The sequence below is a fragment of the Flavobacterium profundi genome, assembly GCF_006491645.1.
Taxonomy (GTDB): domain Bacteria; phylum Bacteroidota; class Bacteroidia; order Flavobacteriales; family Flavobacteriaceae; genus Flavobacterium; species Flavobacterium profundi.
Window position 1 is genome coordinate 1 of the sequence record NZ_VDCZ01000014.1, and the last position, 22,408, is coordinate 22,408.

Below are 22,408 nucleotides of genomic sequence, written 5' to 3' on the forward strand. Positions count from 1 at the left end.
TAACAACGAAAGAATTAAATCAAATCTAAACAAAATGAGCCCGATAAAATATCGAGCTCATTATTATCAAAATTAAGTTTAAATTTGTCTAACTTTTTGGGTGCAGTCTATATGAAGCGCTTTTTTTTAATACTGATTTTCACCTAAAATTCAAAGAAATAAACCGGTTTATGAATTTCTATTCTATTTTTTGTATGTTGTAACAAACCAGTTTCCTTATCTCTAGTATATACAACAATAGAGTTAGAACCTTGACTTGCTACCAAAATAAAATCTTCATTTTTAGAAAGTATAAAATTTCTTGGGCTCCATTCGGTTGGAATGGACTGAATTTTTTCTAAAGATGCTCCTTTATTGATTTTAAAAGCAACCAATTGATTATCTTCCCCTCTAACGGAAACATATAAAAAATCATTTTCTTTATTTATTCTTACTTCTGCAGCTGAACCTAAGTTTGTTTTTTTGTCAGTCAAACTTTTTACTTCTAAGAGTTGCAATTTATTGTCTGTATAATCCAATACAGCAATTTCATTGGTCAACTCAAAAACAACATAAATTTTATTTCCATCATTATTAAAAACCAAATGTCTTGGACCAGAACCAAGTGGCATCTTTGTTGAAATTGTTTTTTCAGGAAGCAATAAAATTTGATTATTCTCTTCAGTGTAAGGAATTATATCAATGGTATCATTTCCTAAATCAGCTACAAATAGTTTATTTTCTGTAGGATGAAAAACAACACAATGCACATGCGCTTTTTCTTGTCTTTCTTTCGTGATACTATTTCCTTCATGCTGAATTACTTGAGGGTAATTTTTAATTTCTCCTGTTGGTGCTACAGGAAAAGCCGTTAAATTACCACCAGAATAATTTCCAACAATTAAAGCATTTTCGTTAGGGCTAAATGCTAGTGTACAAGGATCATTTCCTAAGGTTGCAACAGTAGTCAACTCTTTAAAAATTCCTTTTCCTTTATCATAAGAAAAAGTGTGCAACAGCCCTCCTTCTTTACCTTGAATTTCACCTACAGCTGCAATAATCGTTTTAGCTTTGTTCGTTACTACAAATGAAGGATTGGGTATACTATCCAAAACGACTTCTAACTTTAATTCCTGAGTAAACGGATTAAAAGAAAGCAGATTAATACCTTGTGATAAAGAATCTGTATAGGTTCCAATTAAGTAATTCTCTGCAACACTAGTTAAATCATTACTTCTTTTTTCTTCTTGTTTCTTCTCTTTTTGACAAGATAAACCTAGGCATACTATGAAAAACAAAGCCAATACAACTCTTTTTTTCATCCTACAAATTGCTTTAAATCCGTTGCATCAATAGCATCATGTGAAGCCGTATATATTACTTTCCCATTTTTGATTACTAAAATTTGAGGTGATTGATGCATTACATCGTAACGATTGGCAATCGCATTAGAAACTTCTCTGTAATTTAATAAATCTAAAAGATACCATTCCATTTCTGTATTCGTAAAATGGTACGCATTATCAAATTGCTTTAAAGCAAACCTGCTAATACTACATCGGGTACTATGCTTAAAAAGCACTATTGGCTTTTCAAAAGATGCCGTATCAATTGTATCTAATTCTTCAATATCAGTTAAGGTATGAAATTTAGGCTCGCTATTCGATTCTGGATTTTCTTGGTTAGATGAACCAAAAATTTTATTTAAAAAACTCATAATTATACTTTTTTCAAAGGTACTTAAACTATTATTCTCTTACGAATGTTAAACGTAAACTTAAACAAATTTATTTTGCTAAAACCGCTCTTTGCTTCTCTAAAATAGCAGCATCATACTCTAATTTGTGCTTCTTCATAAAATAAATTAGAGCATCCAAACGATCTACATCTTGAAATTTTAAATTCCAAGAAAGCTTAGTCAAACATACAGAACATAAGGCATTCGGTCTTGAATCACCTTCTACAAGATTATTAACACCATTCATCAAACATTTTGCTTCAATACAATGTGCCAATGTAAACATATGACTAATTTCATGACTAGATGTTTTTATAATTCGCCTTAAACAAAGCGGATAAGTTGATGCATCCAATCCTCCTTCAGAATATCTTGAAATAGAGGAAACAGCTGTTCTTTTTTCATAACTAGCCAAACCAAAAACAAAATTCCATTTTGGATTGGGATATAAATCTTTCGCTGTTAATGCCATTACAACAATGCCATCTTTAGGCATTTTTGAAGGCAACAATGTATTAATAATATAACTTGCATTTAGCTGATGATTACCAAAATGAGTCCTTTGTTCTTTAGACGGAATTTCGGATTCAGAGATAGGTTGTAACTGAATTGTTTCTAGACCAAAAAATAAACGGATATACTCTATATTCCAATCTATAATTTTCTTTTCCCAAGCTGTAAAACTTCCTATCGGTTGAATATAAATCTTATTCTTCTTACTAGTCGATATAATTAAATTCTTATTAGCAATATATTGTTGAAAAGTTTGTCCGTTTTCATCATGAACGCTTAACCAATCACCCGATTGAGGTTCGGGCAAAGGCTCGTTTAAAAGAACCAATTCTTCATAGTTTGGTAATTTAAAATCTATTTTATTACTGATAGCTTTACTTTTTTTTGTAGTAGATGATTCTTCTTTTTTACTACAAGAAAACAAGAATAACAATAGTATTACACTGAGAAATAACTTCATACTTTCTAAATATTTTCTGACAAAACAACTTAAAAATAGACATTTTGACTTGTTTTAGCTTTCATTTTACTAAAAAAAACCAACAAATAAGTCATTTTGACATAAATTCAACATTGGAATATAAATTGACTAAATTCAAGAAACGAAATAACACAAATAAAAATAAAAAAATGAATTTTAATAATTATACAATCAAATCACAAGAAGCCATACAACAAGCGCAACAAATTGCGCAAAGTTTTGGGCATCAACAAATAGAAAACGAACATCTTTTTAAAGGAATTTTAGAAGTAGATGAAAATGTTACTCCTTTTTTACTTAAAAAGTTACATATAAACGTTGAACTTTTTAAAAAAGTATTAGATAGTACCATTCAAAGTTTTGCTAAAGTTTCAGGTGGAGAAATTATGCTTTCAAGAGATGCAGGAAACACACTCAACGAAGCTTCCATCATTGCTAAGAAAATGAATGATGAATTTGTTTCTATTGAACATTTAATTTTAGCCATTTTTAAATCCAAAAGTAAGGTTGCCCAAATTTTAAAAGATCAAGGAGTAACTGAAAAAGGCTTAGAAAGTGCTATTGCAGAATTAAGAAAAGGAGAACGAGTAACTTCAGCTTCTGCTGAAGAAACATATAATGCATTAAATAAATACGCTAAAAACTTATGTGAATTAGCTAAAAATGGTAAACTAGACCCTGTTATTGGTAGAGATGAAGAAATCAGACGTGTATTACAAATTTTAACACGTAGAACCAAAAATAATCCGATGTTAATTGGTGAACCAGGTGTGGGTAAAACAGCCATTGCTGAAGGTTTGGCGCATCGAATTGTAGATGGTGATGTACCTGAAAACTTGAAAGATAAAATTATCTATTCTTTAGACATGGGAGCTTTAATCGCTGGAGCCAAATACAAGGGTGAATTTGAAGAACGTTTAAAATCTGTAGTTAAAGAAGTAACCTCTGCGGAAGGAGATATTGTTCTTTTTATAGATGAAATTCATACTCTAGTAGGTGCAGGTGGTGGTGAAGGTGCTATGGATGCAGCTAATATTTTAAAACCTGCCTTAGCGCGTGGTGAATTAAGAGCTATTGGAGCAACAACTTTAGATGAATATCAAAAATATTTCGAAAAAGACAAAGCTTTGGAACGTCGTTTTCAAAAAGTAAATGTTGACGAGCCAGATACAGAAAGTGCCATCTCCATTTTAAGAGGTATTAAAGAAAAATACGAAACACATCATAAAGTGCGTATAAAAGATGATGCCATTATAGCTGCTGTAGAATTATCACAACGTTATATTACGAACCGATTCTTACCAGATAAAGCCATCGATCTAATGGATGAAGCGGCTTCTAAATTACGAATGGAAATTAATTCCAAACCAGAAGAATTAGATGTTTTAGATCGTAAAATCATGCAATTAGAGATTGAAATTGAAGCGATTAAAAGAGAGAATGATGATAACAAGTTAAAATCTTTAGGTTTAGAATTAGCCAATTTAAAAGAAGAAAGAAATGAAATTTTTGCGAAATGGAAATCTGAAAAAGATGTAGTAGATGCTATACAATCTATCAAACAAGAAATTGAAGATTATAAAGGTGAAGCAGAACGTGCTGAAAGAGAAGGTGATTATGGAAAAGTCGCTGAAATTCGTTATGGAAAAATTAAAGATGCACAGGAAAAGTTAGATGCACTGCAAATTCAATTGCAAGAAAACCAATCTGGAACTTCTTTAATAAAAGAAGAGGTCACCCATGAGGATATTGCTGAAGTAGTAGCGAAATGGACTGGAATACCTGTTACCAAAATGTTGCAAAGCGACAGAGAAAAACTGCTACACTTAGAAGATGAATTGCACAAACGCGTCGTAGGTCAAGAAGAAGCTATTGAAGCGATTAGCGATGCTGTGAGAAGAAGCCGTGCTGGTTTACAAGATACTAAAAAACCATTAGGTTCCTTCTTATTTCTTGGTACAACAGGAGTAGGAAAAACAGAGTTAGCCAAAGCATTAGCCGAATATTTATTTAATGACGAAAATGCGATTACGCGTATCGACATGAGCGAATACCAAGAGCGTCACAGCGTGAGTCGTTTAGTAGGCGCACCTCCAGGATATGTTGGTTATGATGAAGGTGGACAATTAACAGAAGCTGTTAGAAGAAAACCTTATTCAGTAGTTCTATTAGATGAAATTGAAAAAGCACATCCCGATACCTTTAATATCTTATTACAAGTTTTAGATGAAGGGCGTCTAACAGATAATAAGGGACGTTTGGCCGATTTTAAAAATACCATTATAATTATGACTTCAAACATGGGAAGCCATATTATACAAGAAAAGTTTGACAATCTAAAAGGCAATATTGAAGCAGCTACAGCAGCCGCAAAAGTTGAAGTTTTAGGTTTATTAAAACAAACTGTTCGACCAGAATTTATTAATAGAATTGATGAAATTGTAATGTTTACACCTTTATCAGAAAACAATATTAAGGAAATTGTAAGCTTACAGTTAAAAAGTTTAACCAAAATGTTGGCACATCAAAACATAACTTTAGATGCAACTCCAGAAGCTATTGATTATTTAGCGACTAAAGGTTATGATGCAGAATTTGGAGCAAGACCTGTTAAAAGAGTCATCCAAAGAGAAGTTTTAAATCAATTATCTAAAGAAATATTATCCGGTAATGTAACAAACGATAGTATTATTTTATTAGACAGTTTTGATGGAAAATTAGTTTTTAGAAATCAATAAGAAAAAGAAATAAAGAATAGTTTTTAGTTAGATTGGTTAGTTAGTGAAAAGCACCTTACGAAATAAAATGTAAGGTGCTTTTTTTACAAAAAATCTAAATTATTAAAAAATAATTGGGATTTAATTTTAAAAATACATTTTAATTAATATTGTTGCATTTTTTCATAAGTACTTTTCAAAAGACGCTTCATTTTTCCAACTGCACCAGAAAATGCTTTTTCAACAGTATCCGCTTGTTCTGTTACCACTAGAGGTTCTTTTTTAGCAATACGCACCTCAAACACACAAGTTTTATCATTTTTACTAATTTTATCACTATTTTCATCTTTAAAATGAACTTCAACTCTCGTAATTTTATCATCAAAATGAGCTAATTCTCTTTCGATTTCACTTGTATAGAATGAAACTAATCTTTCGTTTCCATCAATATTTTTGTCGGTATTAATTTGTACTTGCATAATATAATAATTTATTTGTTTCCCTAAAATTACTATACTTTAAGAGAGTTTCAAAGTATTTTAATAAAAGTTTAATAAAAAACTTACAAGAATTTTAATTTAAATTTTTGTAAGTAAATTTTTAGTTTTTATTTTGAAAATATTTATTAATTTTATTTTAATTTTAATTACATTAGCTAAACAAAACAATCCTTTTATCAAGGGACTAAACCGATGAAGATATTTATAAGAAATATGGCTTGTGAAAGCTGTAAAGTGGTTGTCAAAGAGGCACTGGAAGAACTCAATCTTCATCCAGAAAAGGTAGAACTTGGCATGGCGGAAACAAAAGAAGACTTAGATGCTAAAACAAAAGAAAAGCTGAATCAAATGATTCAAAAAGTAGGTCTTGAAATTGTGGAAAGTAAAGGTGGCATTTTAATTGAAAAAATCAAACATTATTGCCAAGAATATGTAAACAATGCTGAAAAGATAAATTCAAACATATCGGAATATTTACAAAAAAAATTAGACAAAGACTATAATTATTTATCCAATGCTTTTTCTGAAGTAACTTCAACGACTATCATTATGTATGTTAATCTACTAAAAATGGAAAAAGCGAAAGAAATGATTTTATTTGAAGAACATAATTTTACAGAAATTGCTACAAAACTCAACTTTAGTAATTTATCCACTTTTTCAGCACTATTTAAAAAAATTACTGGTTTTACCCCATCCTACTTCAAAAAATTAAAAGAAAAAAGAAGAAAAGCCATTCAAAATCTTACTAAAGATTTAAAACATAAAAATTAATAAATTTCTGACTAATATTAAAAAATTTATTTCTGTAAATATCTTTATATTTGCTTATAAAAAAACAAATTTTAAATAAACAAATGAGTGAAATTAATATTTTTTACGCTGATGATGATGATGATGATTTAATGTTTTTTAATGATGCAGTTTCTGCATTGTCAAATAAAGCTGAAAAGTTAATCAATCTTTATATTCACAAAAATGGCGAATTACTTCTAGAAAGTATCAAAAAAAACAAGCAGAACAACAATGTTGTTTTTTTAGATTTAAACATGCCAAGAAAATCAGGGTTTCAATTTCTAGAAGAAATTAGAAATGAACCAGATTTAAAAACAATTCCTGTCATTATTTATTCTACTAGTGCAGATGATGATAATATTTCCTTAAGCCATAATTTAGGTGCCAACTTTTATGCTGTAAAACCTTATAATTTTCAAGATTTAATGAAAATGATTTCAAATGTAGCGCTAATTAATTGGCAAAATCATCAAGCTGATTTTGAAAATTTTCTCTTTAATAAAATAGTCAATTAATTTTTTTGCTTTCAATATTTTATAAATGATTTTTAAAGACATTGTCAATAGAGATATCGTTAATTTACAGAATTGTGAAGACGAACCTATACATATTCCTGGACTAATTCAACCTCATGGCTTTTTAATAGCAGTTGATAGTACAACACATAAAATTACTGTTTGTAGTGAAAACATCAATCAATTTCTTAGTATTTCTTACGAACAAGTGTTGGGTAAAAAGATTGAAGAATTATTTAATGAGGCTTTTTTAATTGAATTAAACCAATATCAATCTGAAAATACAAATCAAACGAAAGTCTTTAATTTCACTATAGACAAACAACTTTTCTCCATTAGTATGCACGCTTCTGTAGGTAAAGAAATTATTATTGAAGCAGAACTTACGGAGAATCAATTTACAAATAGTAATAGCCTATACAACTCTTCTAAGCAATTATTAAGCTACATCGAAGATAGTTTTACTCTAAAAGAATTAACTAATGCTGTAGCTGTTGCTATTAAGAAAATTACCAATTATGATCGTGTGATGGTGTATCGTTTTGATGCAGATTACAATGGCGAAGTTATCGCTGAAAGTAAAGAAGAGCATTTAGAATCTTTTCTAGGTCTGCACTATCCTCATACAGACATACCTGTTCAGGCTAGAGAATTATATATTAAAAATCATTTGCGAATAATTGGAGATGTAAATTACAAACCTGTTCCACTTTATACGTATGCTGAAAGTCATTTGGATACTCTAGACATGAGTTATTCGGTATTACGAAGCGTCTCTCCTATTCATATTCAATATTTACACAATATGGGTGTTGGTGGCACATTAACTATTTCTTTGTTACACAAAGACAAATTGTGGGGCTTAATAACATGCCATCATTATTCACCCAAATATTTAAGCCAAGAAATACGAAATACAGTTAAATTACACGGTCATTTTATCACCTCACAAATTGATGTTCGTTTGTTGAATGAAGAATATGAAATTGCCAGAAAAACAAACCAAGCTGTTGAAAATTTAATTTCTAAACAATTGGATTTTGACAGAAGTTCAATTACTCAACTTTTTCAAGATACATCGATTATTGAGTTATGTAACAGCACTGGAATTTCAGCTTTAATTGGTGATGAAATATACACCTATGGAAACACACCCAATCATCAAGATATTAAAAGGTTAAGTATTTTTTTAAGTCATTATACAGAAGAAAATCATTTTTCAACTAATGCTCTTTCGAGAATTACTAAAGATTTATCATTTATTTCTGATGAATTTCCTGGTATCAATTATCATTTTATCGGAAACGACTACGATTGTATTGTTTGGTATAGAAAACAAACCATAACAGATATTTATTGGGCTGGAGACCCAAAAAAATCTATAGAAAAAGATAAAAACGGATTATCCCCAAGAAAATCATTTGAAAAATTCACGGAAAGCGTTAAAGATAGCAGCAAACCTTGGTTAAAATCTGAACTAACAGCAAGTCAAAATTTTTTCAATTTCTTCCAAATTCATTTACGTTCCATTTTATTAAATGAAGAAAAAGAAAATCAAAAGAAATTAAGTGAAATATTGAAAGAAACCAATGCAGAGCTTGAAAATATAAATTGGATAAGTACGCATGATCTTCAAGAGCCACTGAGAAAAATAAGAATGATGGCCTCTATGCTTGTAGGTGACGACATCAAAGAATTACCAAAGGATGTTCAGTTAAAAATTATAAAAATGCAAAACTCAGCTGAACGTATGCAAATACTAATCAGCGATATTCTAAAATATACTAAAACTACAGCTCAACATTCAGATTTAGAAATTATCGATTTGAATATATTATTACAAGAAATAAAAGAGGAAGTTTCAGATTCTTTAGAAGACAATGAAGGACAATTATTAATTAGTGAGTTACCAACTATCCAAGGCGTTGGTTTTTTACTAAAACAATTGTTTACCAATATTATTTACAACTCGTTGAAATTCAAATCTGAAGCAAGAAAACCTATCATTAGTATTCGAGAAAACAAGACTTCAAAAGATAAGTATCAAAAATCTGGAAATTATTATAAAATTGAGATTGAAGATAATGGAATTGGATTTGATAATGAATACAGTCAAAAAATCTTCAAAATATTCTCACGATTGAATGATAAAAATGAATATTTAGGTTCAGGAATTGGTTTAGCTTTATGCAAAAAAATTATGACCAAACACAATGGATTAATTGCTGCTGAAGGACAACCTGATAAAGGTACAATTATTAAGATTTATTTTCCCAAAAATTAATTTTGTAACAACCAAATTCGTAAAGCTTCAAAAGTATCTTTTGCACCTAAAATCATTTCGTTTTTATCTATAAATTCTTCAGAGGTAGTAATATGCTGTTTGAAATCATGCCACATTTCATCAGTAGCTTCTCCATAGGAATTAAAATAAGAAATTTCAGATAAATCTGTTAGATTTAATTGCCTTTTTAAAAGATTCGTAATGATTTTTCCTCCTAAAGTAGAACCTTCAATCACATAAAGAACACCTAATGCATAAGAAAGGTTTGTAATTTTTGATGCAAAATTATTTTCAATATCCTTAATCTCATGTCCAATTGCATATAAATCATTTTTTAAATGTTTCACATGATTTCTACTTTTTATATCTGGAATAATAGCTTCTGTAATTTCTAGTTGTAATTTACTTTCAATTGACTCATAAAAGTTATGCAACTTTAATAGTAAGTTACCATAGGCATTTTTAGTTGCTATTTCTTTAAGCTCCGCTATTAAAACTTTTTCAACACTGCTATGAAACAACTTGGTTTCTTCTTTTAATTGTACTAACAAGATATAATTTCTAAAAATAAAGTTCAAAAGTACTTAAAAAAATAGCAAAATCCTCATAAAAGAAAGAATTGAAAAGCTTTCCTTCTTGCATTTTTAAAAAAGGGATTTTTTCCCTTTTAAAAACAGGTATTTCTACCTGTAAATATCTTATACAAATAAACTAGTTTTGAAAATAATTAACAAATGTTTATGAAATTCATTGAAAAGTACCGATTAGAAATTGCATTAACAGCACTGTATTTAACCATAATTTTCGCTGTATTATTCATTTTTATTTAATAATTTTATTAAAATAATTTGATTATATTAATAATTTATGTTAATTTAACATAATATTTACTTTTACTAACTATTAAAAATCTTCTTATGAAAAAAAACAAATTACTCACATTTCTTATTCTCGTAGGGACTTTAGGCATTTCTGATTGCTTTGCACAGAGCTCCGTTCATAGTTCGGGAGGCAATTTATCAGGAGCAAGCGGTTCTGTCTCCTATTCTGTTGGACAAACAGTTTACACCACAAATACCGGTGCAACGGGATCAATTGCTCAAGGTGTACAACAGCCCTTTGAAATTACAGAAGTATTAACCGCAGACAATTTTTCAGATTTAGTGAAAGACTTAAAAGTTTTTCCAAATCCAACTACAGAAAATTTAACCATTAATCTAACTAGCCAAGGTACAAATTCATTAGATTATGAAATTATCGATAGTAATGGTAAGCTTTTTAAAGCTGGAAAAGGTATGGAAAATGAGACCAATATCGATGTATCCTCATTTCCAGCAGCTATCTATTTCTTAAAAATCAAAAATCAAAATCAAGAGATTAAAACTTACAAAATAATCAAAAAATAAACTTATGAAAAAATTATACACTTTATTAGCTACTTTATTAGTAACAGCAAGTATTTTTGCACAAGCACCAGAAAAAATGAGCTACCAAGCCATTGTAAGAGACGCGTCTGACGCACTAGTAGTTTCTACAACTGTTGGAATGCAAATTAGTATTTTACAAGGTTCAGCAGCAGGTACTGCTGTCTACGTTGAAACCCAAACTCCAACAACCAATGCAAACGGCTTAGTTAGCATTGAAGTGGGTTCTGGTAGTGTAGTTTCCGGTACTTTCAATACGATTGATTGGTCAAGCAATTCCTACTATATTAAAACTGATGTGGATCCAGCTGGAGGAACTTCATATTCTATTAGCGGCACTAGCCAACTTCTAAGTGTTCCTTATGCTTTATTTGCAAAAAGTTCTGGAGGAGTTGCAAATTCTGCCGACTGGGCTGTAAATGGCAATAATATCAATAACACCAATACAGGAAGCGTAGTAGTTGGACCAAACGTAACCAATTCTAACTTAAACTTCTATGTAACCAACACAGGTTCTCCAAAAATGGCTATTGGTAACATGAACAATTTCAACAATGTAAATTCTGGAGAATTGCATTTTGCAGAAGACACAAATTATTCAGGTTCAGAATGTGGTATCAAATTCCAACATAATGGAAATTTAAATAATTTATATTTAATTGGTGGATGTCCAACTCCTGATACTATTGCTCGTTTCAATAGAGATGGGTTTTCTAATATGAAAAGATTACGTTTAAGTACCAATTATAATGCAAACACAACCAATCAATTAACTGTTGAAGGAGAATCAGATTTTACAGGAAACGTAACCATAACCGGAAACCTAACTGTAACTGGCAATATCGCTAAAGGAGGAGGAACTTTTAAAATTGACCACCCTTTAAATCCTAAAAACCAATATTTAATTCACAGTTTCGTTGAATCACCAGATATGATGAATATTTATTCAGGAAATGCAACTACAGATACTAACGGATTTGTAACAGTTACCTTACCTGCATATTTTGAAGCTGCAAACAAAGACTTTAGATACCAATTAACCACTATTGGTACATTTGCTCAAGCTATCATTAAAGAAAAAGTAGCAGGAAATAAATTTGTAATTCAAACAAGCACTCCAAATGTGGAAGTGAGTTGGCAAATAACAGCTGTACGATCTGATAAATTTGCAAATGAAAACAGAATTGTTCCAGAAAAAGAAAAAGAATTCAAAGGGACTTATCTACATCCTGAGTTGTATGGCGCTAGTGTAGAAGAATCTGAAACCTATGCAAGAAACCAAAAAGCATTACAAACTTTAGAAGCTGAATCTAAAGCTGTTAAAAATTCAGACGGACAATAATATAAATAAAAAACAAAGCATCTAAGTAAATTAGATGCTTTGCTTACAAAAAAGGCTTTCTAAATAGAAAGCCTTTTTATTTATAAAAATTTTATTCATTCATAGAAATCAAAAATTCTTCATTATTTTTAGTTGTCTTTATTCTCTTTTCTAAAAATTCCATCGCTTCAATAGGATTCATATCTGCTAAATACTTTCTTAAAATCCACATTCTATGTATCGTTGTTTCATCTAATAATAAATCATCCCTTCTTGTACTTGAAGACACTAAATCTATAGCAGGGAAAATTCGTTTATTCGAAATTCTTCGATCTAACTGAAGCTCCATATTACCAGTACCTTTAAATTCTTCAAAGATTACTTCATCCATTTTTGAACCTGTTTCAGTTAAAGCAGTAGCAATAATACTTAAAGAACCACCATTTTCAACATTACGGGCCGCTCCAAAGAAACGCTTTGGCTTTTGAAGTGCATTCGCATCAACTCCTCCACTCAATACCTTACCAGAAGCTGGTTGAACAGTATTATAAGCTCTTGCTAAACGTGTAATTGAATCCAATAATATCACAACATCATGTCCACATTCTACTAACCTTTTTGCTTTTTCCAAAACAATGTTCGCAATTTTCACATGTTCTTGCGGCTCTCTATCAAAAGTAGAAGCAACCACCTCCCCTTTTACACTTCTTTGCATATCTGTAACCTCCTCAGGACGCTCATCAATAAGCAATACTATCATGTAAACCTCAGGATGATTTGCTGCAATAGCATTAGCTACATCCTTTAACAACATCGTTTTACCTGTTTTAGGTTGTGCCACAATCATACCTCTTTGTCCTTTACCAATAGGAGAAAACAAATCAATAATGCGTGTAGAAATCGTACTTGCTTTTTCAGCCAACTTAAATTTCTCTTTTGGGAATACCGGAGTTAAATGCTCAAAAGAAACTCTATCTCTAACAACCTGCGGATCATGTCCATTAATTTTTAAAACACGTACTAGTGGAAAGTATTTTTCCCCTTCTTTTGGTGGACGCACCACTCCTTTTACTGTATCACCCGTTTTTAATCCAAATAATCGAATTTGTGAAGTTGATAAATAAATATCATCAGGTGAAGCCAAATAATTATAATCAGAAGAACGTAAAAAACCATAGCCATCAGGCATCATTTCTAATACACCTTCACTTTCAATAATTCCATCAAATTCAAAATCTGGTTCTCTAAAATTATTTTTAGTATTTTGATTTTGATTTTGTCCTTGATTTGGGTTCGGATTACCATTTGCTTTTTTATAAGCAGGATGGTTAGGATTATTCTGATTGGCTTTGTGATTTGGATTAGGGTTTGTATTTTTAATTGGAGTAGAAGACTTTACAGCAGCTTCTTCAGTAGGAATTTCTTTATTTTCTTTTTTTTCTTCTAATGAAACTGGCTTGGTTTCATTTGAATTTGCTTTTTTTCCTTTTATAGGTTTAGAAACTTTTGATGCAGAAGCAACAACTTTTGGTTTTGGTTCTTCTGCTACAACATCTTCTTTTTCAGAAACTGTTTTTTCTTTGAAAGGATTAGTAACTGGTACTTTTTTTTCAATTTTAGAAGAAACAACTCTAGCTCTCTTTGCTTTTACAGTATTTTCTTCAGCTTTAGCTACATTCGTTTCCTCTACTTTAATTGTTTCAGGATTAGCAGCTTGAACATCTAAAATTTGATAAATTAATTCGTCTTTTTTTAATGTTCTGTATTTTTTGACTTTGGCAATTTTAGCAATTTCCTGTAATTCAGAGAGTTTCATCTCTTTTAATACTTCAATATCAAACATGGATATATTATGAATAAATTATTTAAGATTTAGGTCAACAAAAAATATGAGATTTTTTTTTGAGATTTACAAATCGTAGAATGAAGTACTTACGATTGTACCCTGCAATATTACGAATAAAATTGAATAAAACAATAGTTTTTTTAAAAAAGAAAATCTATTTTTGCGGTGCTAAGACTAATTTTAATGTTACAAAGAATTCAAACTTTATATATGCTTATTAGCTGTGTATTAACTGCAGCTCTTCCCTTTGTTTTTTTCTTATGGAAAGAAGTAGGAAATTCAACTCCAGTTTATTTTACAAGCTCAACCATATATATGATACTATTTGGACTAATTTCTTTAGTAACTTTAATTAGCATCTTTAGTTTTAAAAAAAGACAGACACAATTTGTGTTAAACAGATTGTCAATCATATTTAACTTTATTTTACTAGGATTTTTTGTGTATCGAACACTAAGCTTATCCGGAGAAACGGAAGTTTCTGAGAAGGGTATTGGGATGATTCTTCCTGCCATTTCTATCGTTTTTCTTGTTCTAGCTAATAGAGCAATTAAAAAGGACGAAGATCTCGTAAAATCTGTGGATCGATTGCGATAAACCTAACATCTTAGTTTATTAGTGCGTTAAAAATCCGAATCGTAATGATTCGGATTTTTTTTATTTTAATATCTTGTATGTTAATACTTTTCACCAAGCGATGTTAGATACAAAAAATCACCCGCTTTAGTAAACACTAAAACAAAAAATTCTTTAGAATCTGAAACACCTATATTATAAAATTCCTCACCGTCATCTTTCTTTATAATAGAAGCCTCATTAATATTAAAAGTAGGATATTTTCTCTTCAAATAAGCCAATATAGTTTCGTTTAATGAATTTATAGCAATACTTTTTTCAATTGCTCTAATATTTCCTTCTTTATCATAACTCACTAAATACTTCGTATTTCCCTTTAAAAACTCTACTTCATATCGCAATTGATCTCTAAACTTACCTCTATAAAATAATGACCAACTCACATCTGTTGCTCCTTTAAACTCTTGTTCGAATTTTAATTCTAAAATTTTTGGCGCGTTGATTTGTTCTTGTGCAAATGTCATAAAAGACATACACAAGACAAAAATTAAAACTATTTTTCTCATGATTATCTTTTTTTAAATTACACTATAAAGTTACGATTCTTAACTCTAAAAACAGGTGCAGTTAAAAAAAATTTAACACTAAAATTAATATTAATTATCTATTTTACAGCACTCTATCTATTTATTTTTTACCCAACTCAATCACTTCTAAGTTTTGAATTGACTCTCCTTCAATTTCGAAACGAAGCATGGTTCGTACTTGATGAAAACCATGTTTACCTACTGCACCAGGATTCATATGTAACAATCCTAATTTCTTATCTGGCATTACTTTTAATATGTGGGAATGACCGCAAATAAAAATTTTTGGAGGATTTTTCGCTATCTCTTCTCTTATATCTAAATTATATTTTCCTGGATAACCACCTATATGAGTAATCCAAACAGCTACTTTTTCACAAAAAAAACGATTGTGTAACGGAAATTCTTTTCTTGCATCCTGATTATCAATATTTCCAAAAACAGCTCGTAATGGCTTTTCTTTTTTAATGGTATCTGTAACCACTAAATCACCTATATCACCCGCATGCCAAACTTCATCAGCTTGTCTTACGTATTTCATTATTTGATCGTCAATATAGCTATGGGTATCGGAAAGTAATAAAATCTTTGTCATAGCACAAAAATAATACAAATAGTTGCTACTGATTAATAATTTTAAAAGTTGTTAACAAACTTTGGGATTAAGAAAACTTAAATTAGGAAGGGAATTTTGTAACTTTGCCACTTTGTAAAAATAAACTAGAATTGAGATATTTTATCAAATTTGCTTATAACGGAAAAAATTATTTTGGTTTCCAAATTCAACCCGATGCCGTTTCTGTACAAGAAACACTAGACAAAGCACTTAGTTTACTTTTAAAAGAAAAAATTGAGATTGTTGGTGCAGGTAGAACTGATAGCGGTGTGCATGCAAAAGAAATGTTTGCTCATTTCGATTGCCAAAATGAATTGGATGCCAAACATTGGATCAAAAAATTAAACTCCTATTTACCGAAAGATATTGTAATTTTTGATTTAATACAAGTCAAAGAAGACGCTCACGCTCGTTTTGACGCTACAAGCAGAACATATGAATATTACATCCATACTTTTAAAGATGTTTTCAATCAAGAGGGAAGTTGGTATTTTTCTAAAAAATTAGATGTACAAGCCATGAACAAAGCGTGTGAATTATTATTTCAACATACTGATTTTGAATGTTTTTCAAAAGTAAATACAGATGTTCACACTTTTAATTGTAAAATTACTGAAGCCTATTGGATTCAAAAGGATACTGAATTTATTTTTACCATTACAGCGGATCGTTTTTTACGAAATATGGTTCGTGCAATAGTTGGTACCATGATTAATATTGGATTAGGTAAAATAAGCTTGGAAGAATTTAATACTATTATTTTAAGTAAAAACAGAAGTAAAGCCGGTTTTTCAGTTCCCGCTCACGGATTGTATCTAGTAAAAATAGCCTATCCCTATTTGGAAAGCCATACAAGTAATTGATATTTATAATATAATTAAAAAATAAATGAGTGCTATTAAGCCAAAATCTTTAAAAAAAGTAATCCAATATGCAAAACCTTATCAAAGTAGGTTCAATTGGGTAATTGTTTGGGCTATTTTATTATCTATTTTTGCTGCAGCACGTCCTTACTTACTGAAGCAAACCGTTGATGATTATTTAAAAAATCACAATAAAGAAGGCCTTTTACTATATGTTATTATTATGGGAGTAGTTTTACTTTTAGAGGTACTCTCTCAATTTTTCTTTACCTATTGGGCCAATTGGTTAGGTCAAGACATTATCAAAGATATTAGAGACAAGTTGTTCCAACACATAACTTCCTTTAAAATGAAATACTTTGACAATGAACCTGTTGGTAAATTAGTTACAAGAACCGTTTCAGATATCGAATCCATTGCCAGTATTTTTAGCCAAGGATTGTTTATGATTGTAAGTGATATTTTAAAAATGATAGTCATTTTAGGAATCATGATTTACATGAATTGGGAACTTACTATTATTGTTCTTTTGGCAATGCCAATATTAATATATGCAACCAATGTTTTCCAAAAGAAAATGAAAGTTGCCTTTAATGAAGTACGAAATGAGATTTCTAATTTAAATACATTTGTACAGGAACGATTGACTGGAATGAAAATTGTACAACTTTTCAATCGTGAAAAAATTGAATATGAAAAATTTAAAGAAATTAACCAAAAACACAATAAAGCTTGGTTAAAAAATATTTTATATAACTCTATCTTCTTCCCTATCGCAGATTTTGTCTCTTCTCTCGCTTTAGGTGCTATTGTTTGGTATGGTGGTTCCCAAATTTTAGATGGAGATACCAGTACTACTTTTGGTGATCTATTTACCTATACAATGCTAATTAACATGCTTTTCAACCCATTACGCCAAATTGCAGATAAATTCAATGTTATGCAAATGGGAATTGTCGCAGCAGATCGCGTATTTGAAATACTAGAAACGGATAGCCAAATTCAAGATAAAGGGGAAGTTATTGCCAACCGTTTTGAGGGCATCATTTCCTTTCAACAAGTTCGATTTAGTTATCTTAAAGGTGAAGAAGTTTTAAAAGGTATTAACTTAGAAATTCCAGCTGGAGCAACTGTAGCCATTGTAGGAAGTACTGGAGCCGGAAAATCGACCATTATTAATCTATTGAATCGATTTTATGAAATTGATTCTGGAAAAATTCTAATCGACCAAACTAATATTGATGACTATACTATTGAAAGTTTACGCAAACAAATTGCAGTAGTTTTACAGGATGTCTTCCTTTTTGCGGATACAATTTACAACAATATTACCTTGTATAATGATTCTATTCAACGAGAGGATGTTATCGTGGCAGCACAAAAAATTGGTGTACATGATTTTATCATGAGTTTACCTAACGGATACGATTACAATGTAAAAGAACGCGGTGTAATGTTATCTTCAGGACAACGACAATTAATTGCTTTTTTAAGAGCGTATGTGAGTAATCCAAGTATCTTAATTTTAGATGAAGCTACTTCTTCAATTGATAGCTATTCAGAAGAATTAATACAAAATGCAACTGAAAAAATAACAAAAGGAAGAACCTCTATTATCATTGCGCATCGATTAGCAACTATCATGAAAGCCGATCGAATTATTGTAATGGATAAAGGTGAAATAGTTGAATCGGGCACACATGCCGAACTACTTGCTTTAGAAAAAGGATATTATAAAAATTTATACGAATCTCAATTTTCAATTCAGGTATAATCTTTTAAAATAATTCCTTAAATTCGCAAACGATAATTATTAGAATTACTTTTTTACTATAAAAATCAAAAAATGACACGAGCATTTGCGACTGTATTTTAACAATAATAAATAAAAGCACAAAAATGAAATACGACATCATTGTTTTAGGAAGTGGCCCTGGTGGATATGTAACCGCAATTAGAGCTTCACAATTAGGTTTTAAAGTAGCCATTGTAGAAAAAGAAAACTTAGGTGGAATTTGTTTAAATTGGGGTTGTATACCAACAAAAGCCTTATTAAAATCGGCACAAGTTTTTGATTACCTTAAACATGCATCTGATTACGGATTAACCGTAAAAGAATTTGATAAAGATTTCAATGCCGTTGTAAAGCGTTCAAGAGATGTAGCAGAAGGAATGAGCAAAGGAGTTCAATTCTTAATGAAAAAAAATAAAATTGATGTTATTGATGGTTTTGGTAAAGTAAAACCTGGAAAAAAAGTAGAAGTTACAGATAAAGACAATAAAATAACTGAATATACCGCTGATCATATCATTATTGCTACTGGAGCGCGTTCAAGAGAATTACCAAACTTACCACAAGATGGTAAAAAAGTAATTGGTTACAGACAAGCCATGACCTTACCAGAACAACCACAAAAAATGATTGTTGTAGGTTCTGGAGCTATAGGCGTGGAATTTGCACATTTTTACAATGCAATGGGAACTGATGTAACTATCGTAGAGTTCATGCCAAATGTAGTTCCTGTTGAAGATGAAGATATCTCAAAACAATTTGAGCGTTCCATGAAAAAAGCGGGTATCAAAATCATGACAAATTCGTCAGTTGAAAGAATTGATACTGCTGGAAATGGTGTTAAAGCATTTGTAAAAACTGCAAAAGGAGAAGAAGTTTTAGAAGCGGATATTTTACTTTCAGCTGTTGGTATTAAAACCAATATTGAAAACATTGGTCTAGAAGAAGTTGGTATTGCAACTGATAGAGATAAAATTTTAGTAAATGATTTCTACCAAACAAATGTACCAGGTTATTATGCTATTGGAGATGTTACTCCAGGACAAGCATTAGCACACGTAGCTTCAGCTGAAGGGATTTTATGTGTTGAGAAAATTGCGGGTATGCATGTGGAAGCGTTAGATTATGGAAATATTCCAGGATGTACGTATGCTACTCCAGAAATTGCATCTGTTGGTTTAACCGAAAAAGCTGCTAAAGAAAAAGGATACGAAATTAAAGTTGGTAAATTCCCATTTTCTGCATCTGGAAAAGCAAAAGCGGCTGGAACACCAGATGGTTTTGTGAAAGTTATCTTTGATGCTAAATATGGGGAATGGTTAGGTTGTCATATGATTGGAGCTGGAGTTACCGATATGATAGCAGAAGCAGTAGTTGCAAGAAAATTAGAAACGACAGGGCATGAAATCTTAAAAGCGGTTCACCCTCACCCAACCATGAGTGAAGCGGTTATGGAAGCTGTAGCTGACGCTTATGGTGAAGTAATTCATTTGTAAAATAAAATTTATTTAAATACCAAAATCCGTTTACTTATAAACGGATTTTTTAATTATAAAAAATGAAACAAACTATACTTTTTTTATTATTTAGTATTTCATTACCCCTATTTAGTCAGGAAATTTCCCTTCAAAATGATTCTCTAAAAATTGAAATACGGAACACCTATAGTGTTACAAAAAATATCCTAGGCAATAACAAAAATCTAAAAGTTGATGGAGTGACGCTTAAAAAAGTAGGAATTATAATAAAAATAAAAAATACTTTTAAAAGTCCTTTACCAATGAGTGCATTCTCTTTAGTAGATACTAAAAACAAGTTACGATATCGAGCAGATGATTTTACACAAAACAGTGCAGCTCCCTCAATGAATACTAATCCTTCTGCAGTTACATTTCATCTCTCAAAAGGTTATTTTACTAAATTCAGAAAAGAGAAACTATATACCAAAAATGGTTCTGAAATAATTACTCGCCTTGATATACCAGATTTAGACCCATCAGAAATAGATTATTTCTCACAATATAAAATTGAAAGCTTTACAGACTTAGAATTCACTATGGATTATGGCAGCAAAAAGAATCCTAAAAAAACAATAACTTATTTAGGTTCTTTAACTCAGAAACGTGCTTATGGTGGCTTAGAATTTAGAATTCCAGAATTATTTCTTACTTCAGAATATGATTTATATTATAAAGATGAAAAAGTAGGATCCGTTACATTTTAAAAAGTGAATAAAAAAAGAGCTTACAATGTAAGCTCTTTTTTTATTATTCATGTTTAGCTAATTAATGTCCTCCACTAATTTTTTTATCAAAATTAATTCCTTGCTCGCTTAAAATACCTTTTACTTTCCATGCATAGAAAGCTAAATAGGCAAAACAAAGTACCCCTACAATATAACTAGAATGTATCGTAGTAACATCTGCAACATATCCTTGCAATAAACTAATAAATCCACCACCCATAATCATCATAATTAAGAAACTACTTCCTTGACTGGTATTTTTACCTAATCCACTCACAGCTAATGTAAAGATACATGGCCATAACGTACTACAAAATAAGCCTACACTAGTAAATGCATATACACTTACCATTCCTGTAGTAGACATTCCTATCAGTAAAGCTAGAATTCCAAGTCCCGAAAAAATCAATAACATACGCGCTGGATTTCCTTTACTAGCCATATCTGCAAGTATTAAAACTAAGATGATTAGTGCATAAATATAAAAAGGAGTCAAATCATGTTTTGCAATGGCATTTACTAATAAAAAGACACCAAAAGCTAAATAGGGTGCAATAAATCTTAATATTTTTTGCAAATCCATTTTATCGGTAAATGCTTCTACCGCACCGGTCCATCTACCAATCATTAAACTTGCCCAATAAAGAGAAATGTAAGGAGCGATTTCGTTAGTTAAGAAACCTAAATCTTTTTCCATATATGCGGGTAAATTACTTGCTGTTGAAACTTCTACCCCAACATACACAAAAATACCAATCATTCCTAAAACTAATTGAGGATACTTTAAAGCACTGCTACGATCTTTTGAAATTGAATCATCCGTTTCAACAACAATTTCTGGCTTATCTGGTAAGGAAGAAAACTTTAAAAATATAGCAACTAATAAAAAAGCAGCTCCTAAAACTAAATAAGGGATTTTAACACTTTCAATGCTCATATCCGTTTCACTACCATTAATTGCTGATCCAAAAATGGCAAAACTTACAATTAATGGTCCTATAGTTGTACCAAAATTATTAATCCCACCAGCCAAAGTTAAACGTTGAGAACCTGTAGATATGGGTCCCAATGCAATCGCTAATGGGTTAGCCACCGTTTGTTGTAATGAAAAACCTAATGCTACAATAAATAATCCTGAAAGCATTAAAGGAAATGAGCCTAAATTTGCTGCTGGATAAAACAACAAAGTTCCTAAAGCTGAAATAAACAAACCTAATGCCAATGAATTTTTATACCCTAGTCTATTAATTAAATCTCCTTTAGTAAGGTAAGAGATCAATAAATAAATTAATGATCCAACTGTATAAGCAATGTAAAATGCAAAAGATACTAATTGACTTTGAACTTGGGTTAAATCAAAAGCTTTTTTAAATACAGGAATTAAAATATCATTACTTGCTGCTACAAATCCCCAGAAAAAGAAGACGGAAGCTAAAGGAATGAATTGTGCCCAATTTGTTTTTGTTTGGTTTGTACTCATAATTAAATGTTGGTTAGATTGATCAATACTACATTTTAATCATAAACGCTTCATCTTTTCAAATAATTGTTAAAATGATAAAATTGTAGTGAAATTTTTCATAAATATACATTTATATGATTTTCGTTCATTCATT

Annotated in this window: 20 protein-coding genes; 11 read left to right on the forward strand and 9 right to left on the reverse strand. The window is 30.5% G+C overall.

Annotation, left to right across the window (positions count from 1 at the left end; all coding sequences use genetic code 11):
* Window positions 1–143: 143 nt before the first annotated feature.
* From FHG05_RS15695 to FHG05_RS15705, 3 genes are all read right to left on the reverse strand, one after another.
* Window positions 144–1,301, reverse strand: a complete 1,158-nt coding sequence (locus FHG05_RS15695) for a lactonase family protein (RefSeq protein ID WP_140999060.1) — start codon at window positions 1,299–1,301, stop codon at window positions 144–146.
* Window positions 1,298–1,696, reverse strand: a complete 399-nt coding sequence (gene ytxJ, locus FHG05_RS15700) for a bacillithiol system redox-active protein YtxJ (RefSeq protein WP_140999061.1) — start codon at window positions 1,694–1,696, stop codon at window positions 1,298–1,300. Before ytxJ ends, FHG05_RS15695 begins: the two co-directional genes overlap by 4 nt.
* Window positions 1,697–1,766: 70 nt before the next feature.
* Window positions 1,767–2,690, reverse strand: coding sequence for an archaemetzincin (locus FHG05_RS15705; RefSeq protein WP_140999062.1), 924 nt, complete (start codon window positions 2,688–2,690; stop codon window positions 1,767–1,769).
* Window positions 2,691–2,860: 170 nt separating this feature from the next.
* Here FHG05_RS15705 and clpB point away from each other — a divergent pair, with 170 nt between their 5' ends.
* Window positions 2,861–5,449 (forward strand): ATP-dependent chaperone ClpB, encoded by a 2,589-nt coding sequence (gene clpB / locus FHG05_RS15710; protein WP_140999063.1) that lies wholly within the window; start codon window positions 2,861–2,863, stop codon window positions 5,447–5,449.
* Between the two features lie 143 nt (window positions 5,450–5,592).
* Here the strand turns inward: clpB and FHG05_RS15715 are convergent, their stop codons facing one another.
* Window positions 5,593–5,907 (reverse strand): HPF/RaiA family ribosome-associated protein, encoded by a 315-nt coding sequence (locus tag FHG05_RS15715; protein WP_140999064.1) that lies wholly within the window; start codon window positions 5,905–5,907, stop codon window positions 5,593–5,595.
* Window positions 5,908–6,120: 213 nt separating this feature from the next.
* Between FHG05_RS15715 and FHG05_RS15720 the strand changes: the two genes are divergently transcribed.
* The 3 genes from FHG05_RS15720 to FHG05_RS15730 all read left to right on the forward strand — a co-directional run bounded on the left by FHG05_RS15720 (window position 6,121) and on the right by FHG05_RS15730 (window position 9,522).
* Window positions 6,121–6,702: a helix-turn-helix domain-containing protein gene (locus tag FHG05_RS15720; RefSeq protein ID WP_140999065.1), complete on the forward strand. Its 582-nt coding sequence runs from the start codon at window positions 6,121–6,123 to the stop codon at window positions 6,700–6,702.
* An 83-nt stretch (window positions 6,703–6,785) separates the two neighbouring features.
* Window positions 6,786–7,238: a response regulator gene (locus FHG05_RS15725; RefSeq protein WP_140999066.1), complete on the forward strand. Its 453-nt coding sequence runs from the start codon at window positions 6,786–6,788 to the stop codon at window positions 7,236–7,238.
* Window positions 7,239–7,263: 25 nt separating this feature from the next.
* Window positions 7,264–9,522 carry an ATP-binding protein gene (locus FHG05_RS15730; RefSeq protein WP_140999067.1) on the forward strand — a complete coding sequence of 753 codons (2,259 nt, stop codon included), beginning with the start codon at window positions 7,264–7,266 and terminating at the stop codon, window positions 9,520–9,522.
* Here the strand turns inward: FHG05_RS15730 and FHG05_RS15735 are convergent.
* Window positions 9,519–10,073, reverse strand: a complete 555-nt coding sequence (locus FHG05_RS15735) for a biliverdin-producing heme oxygenase (RefSeq protein WP_181369187.1) — start codon at window positions 10,071–10,073, stop codon at window positions 9,519–9,521. The two genes, FHG05_RS15730 and FHG05_RS15735, sit on opposite strands and share 4 nt — an antisense overlap.
* Window positions 10,074–10,439: 366 nt before the next feature.
* Between FHG05_RS15735 and FHG05_RS15740 the strand changes: the two genes are divergently transcribed.
* Together FHG05_RS15740 and FHG05_RS15745 are read left to right on the forward strand one after the other, a co-directional pair.
* Complete coding sequence (locus FHG05_RS15740; protein WP_140999069.1) at window positions 10,440–10,928, forward strand: T9SS type A sorting domain-containing protein; 489 nt, start codon at window positions 10,440–10,442, stop codon at window positions 10,926–10,928.
* 4 nt (window positions 10,929–10,932) lie between these two features.
* Window positions 10,933–12,288 carry a hypothetical protein gene (locus FHG05_RS15745; protein WP_140999070.1) on the forward strand — a complete coding sequence of 452 codons (1,356 nt, stop codon included), beginning with the start codon at window positions 10,933–10,935 and terminating at the stop codon, window positions 12,286–12,288.
* Between the two features lie 91 nt (window positions 12,289–12,379).
* Here the strand turns inward: FHG05_RS15745 and rho are convergent, their stop codons facing one another.
* The gene (gene rho / locus FHG05_RS15750) at window positions 12,380–14,110 is read right to left on the reverse strand and encodes a transcription termination factor Rho (protein WP_140999071.1); all 1,731 of its coding nucleotides are present in this window, start codon (window positions 14,108–14,110) and stop codon (window positions 12,380–12,382) included.
* A gap of 186 nt (window positions 14,111–14,296) precedes the next feature.
* On the opposite strand from rho, the gene FHG05_RS15755 reads away from it, so the two are divergent.
* Window positions 14,297–14,710, forward strand: coding sequence for a DUF4293 domain-containing protein (locus FHG05_RS15755; RefSeq protein ID WP_140999072.1), 414 nt, complete (start codon window positions 14,297–14,299; stop codon window positions 14,708–14,710).
* Window positions 14,711–14,790: 80 nt separating this feature from the next.
* Here FHG05_RS15755 and FHG05_RS15760 read toward each other — a convergent pair whose 3' ends face one another.
* A complete protein-coding gene (locus FHG05_RS15760; protein WP_140999073.1) occupies window positions 14,791–15,255 on the reverse strand; it encodes a PepSY-like domain-containing protein in 465 nt (154 codons plus the stop codon).
* Between the two features lie 121 nt (window positions 15,256–15,376).
* Window positions 15,377–15,871 (reverse strand): metallophosphoesterase family protein, encoded by a 495-nt coding sequence (locus tag FHG05_RS15765; protein ID WP_140999074.1) that lies wholly within the window; start codon window positions 15,869–15,871, stop codon window positions 15,377–15,379.
* A gap of 131 nt (window positions 15,872–16,002) precedes the next feature.
* On the opposite strand from FHG05_RS15765, the gene truA reads away from it, so the two are divergent.
* The 4 genes from truA (at window position 16,003) to FHG05_RS15785 (ending at window position 20,771) form a co-directional block, all read left to right on the forward strand.
* Complete coding sequence (truA, locus tag FHG05_RS15770) at window positions 16,003–16,755, forward strand: tRNA pseudouridine(38-40) synthase TruA (protein WP_140999075.1); 753 nt, start codon at window positions 16,003–16,005, stop codon at window positions 16,753–16,755.
* Between the two features lie 25 nt (window positions 16,756–16,780).
* On the forward strand, window positions 16,781–18,529 hold the full coding sequence (locus tag FHG05_RS15775; RefSeq protein ID WP_140999076.1) for an ABC transporter ATP-binding protein: 1,749 nt from the start codon (window positions 16,781–16,783) through the stop codon (window positions 18,527–18,529).
* A 125-nt stretch (window positions 18,530–18,654) separates the two neighbouring features.
* On the forward strand, window positions 18,655–20,043 hold the full coding sequence (lpdA, locus tag FHG05_RS15780) for a dihydrolipoyl dehydrogenase (protein WP_140999077.1): 1,389 nt from the start codon (window positions 18,655–18,657) through the stop codon (window positions 20,041–20,043).
* Between the two features lie 62 nt (window positions 20,044–20,105).
* Window positions 20,106–20,771, forward strand: a complete 666-nt coding sequence (locus FHG05_RS15785; RefSeq protein WP_140999078.1) for a hypothetical protein — start codon at window positions 20,106–20,108, stop codon at window positions 20,769–20,771.
* 61 nt (window positions 20,772–20,832) lie between these two features.
* Here the strand turns inward: FHG05_RS15785 and FHG05_RS15790 are convergent, their stop codons facing one another.
* Window positions 20,833–22,272, reverse strand: coding sequence for an MFS transporter (locus tag FHG05_RS15790; RefSeq protein WP_140999079.1), 1,440 nt, complete (start codon window positions 22,270–22,272; stop codon window positions 20,833–20,835).
* Between the last annotated feature and the right edge of the window lie 136 nt (window positions 22,273–22,408).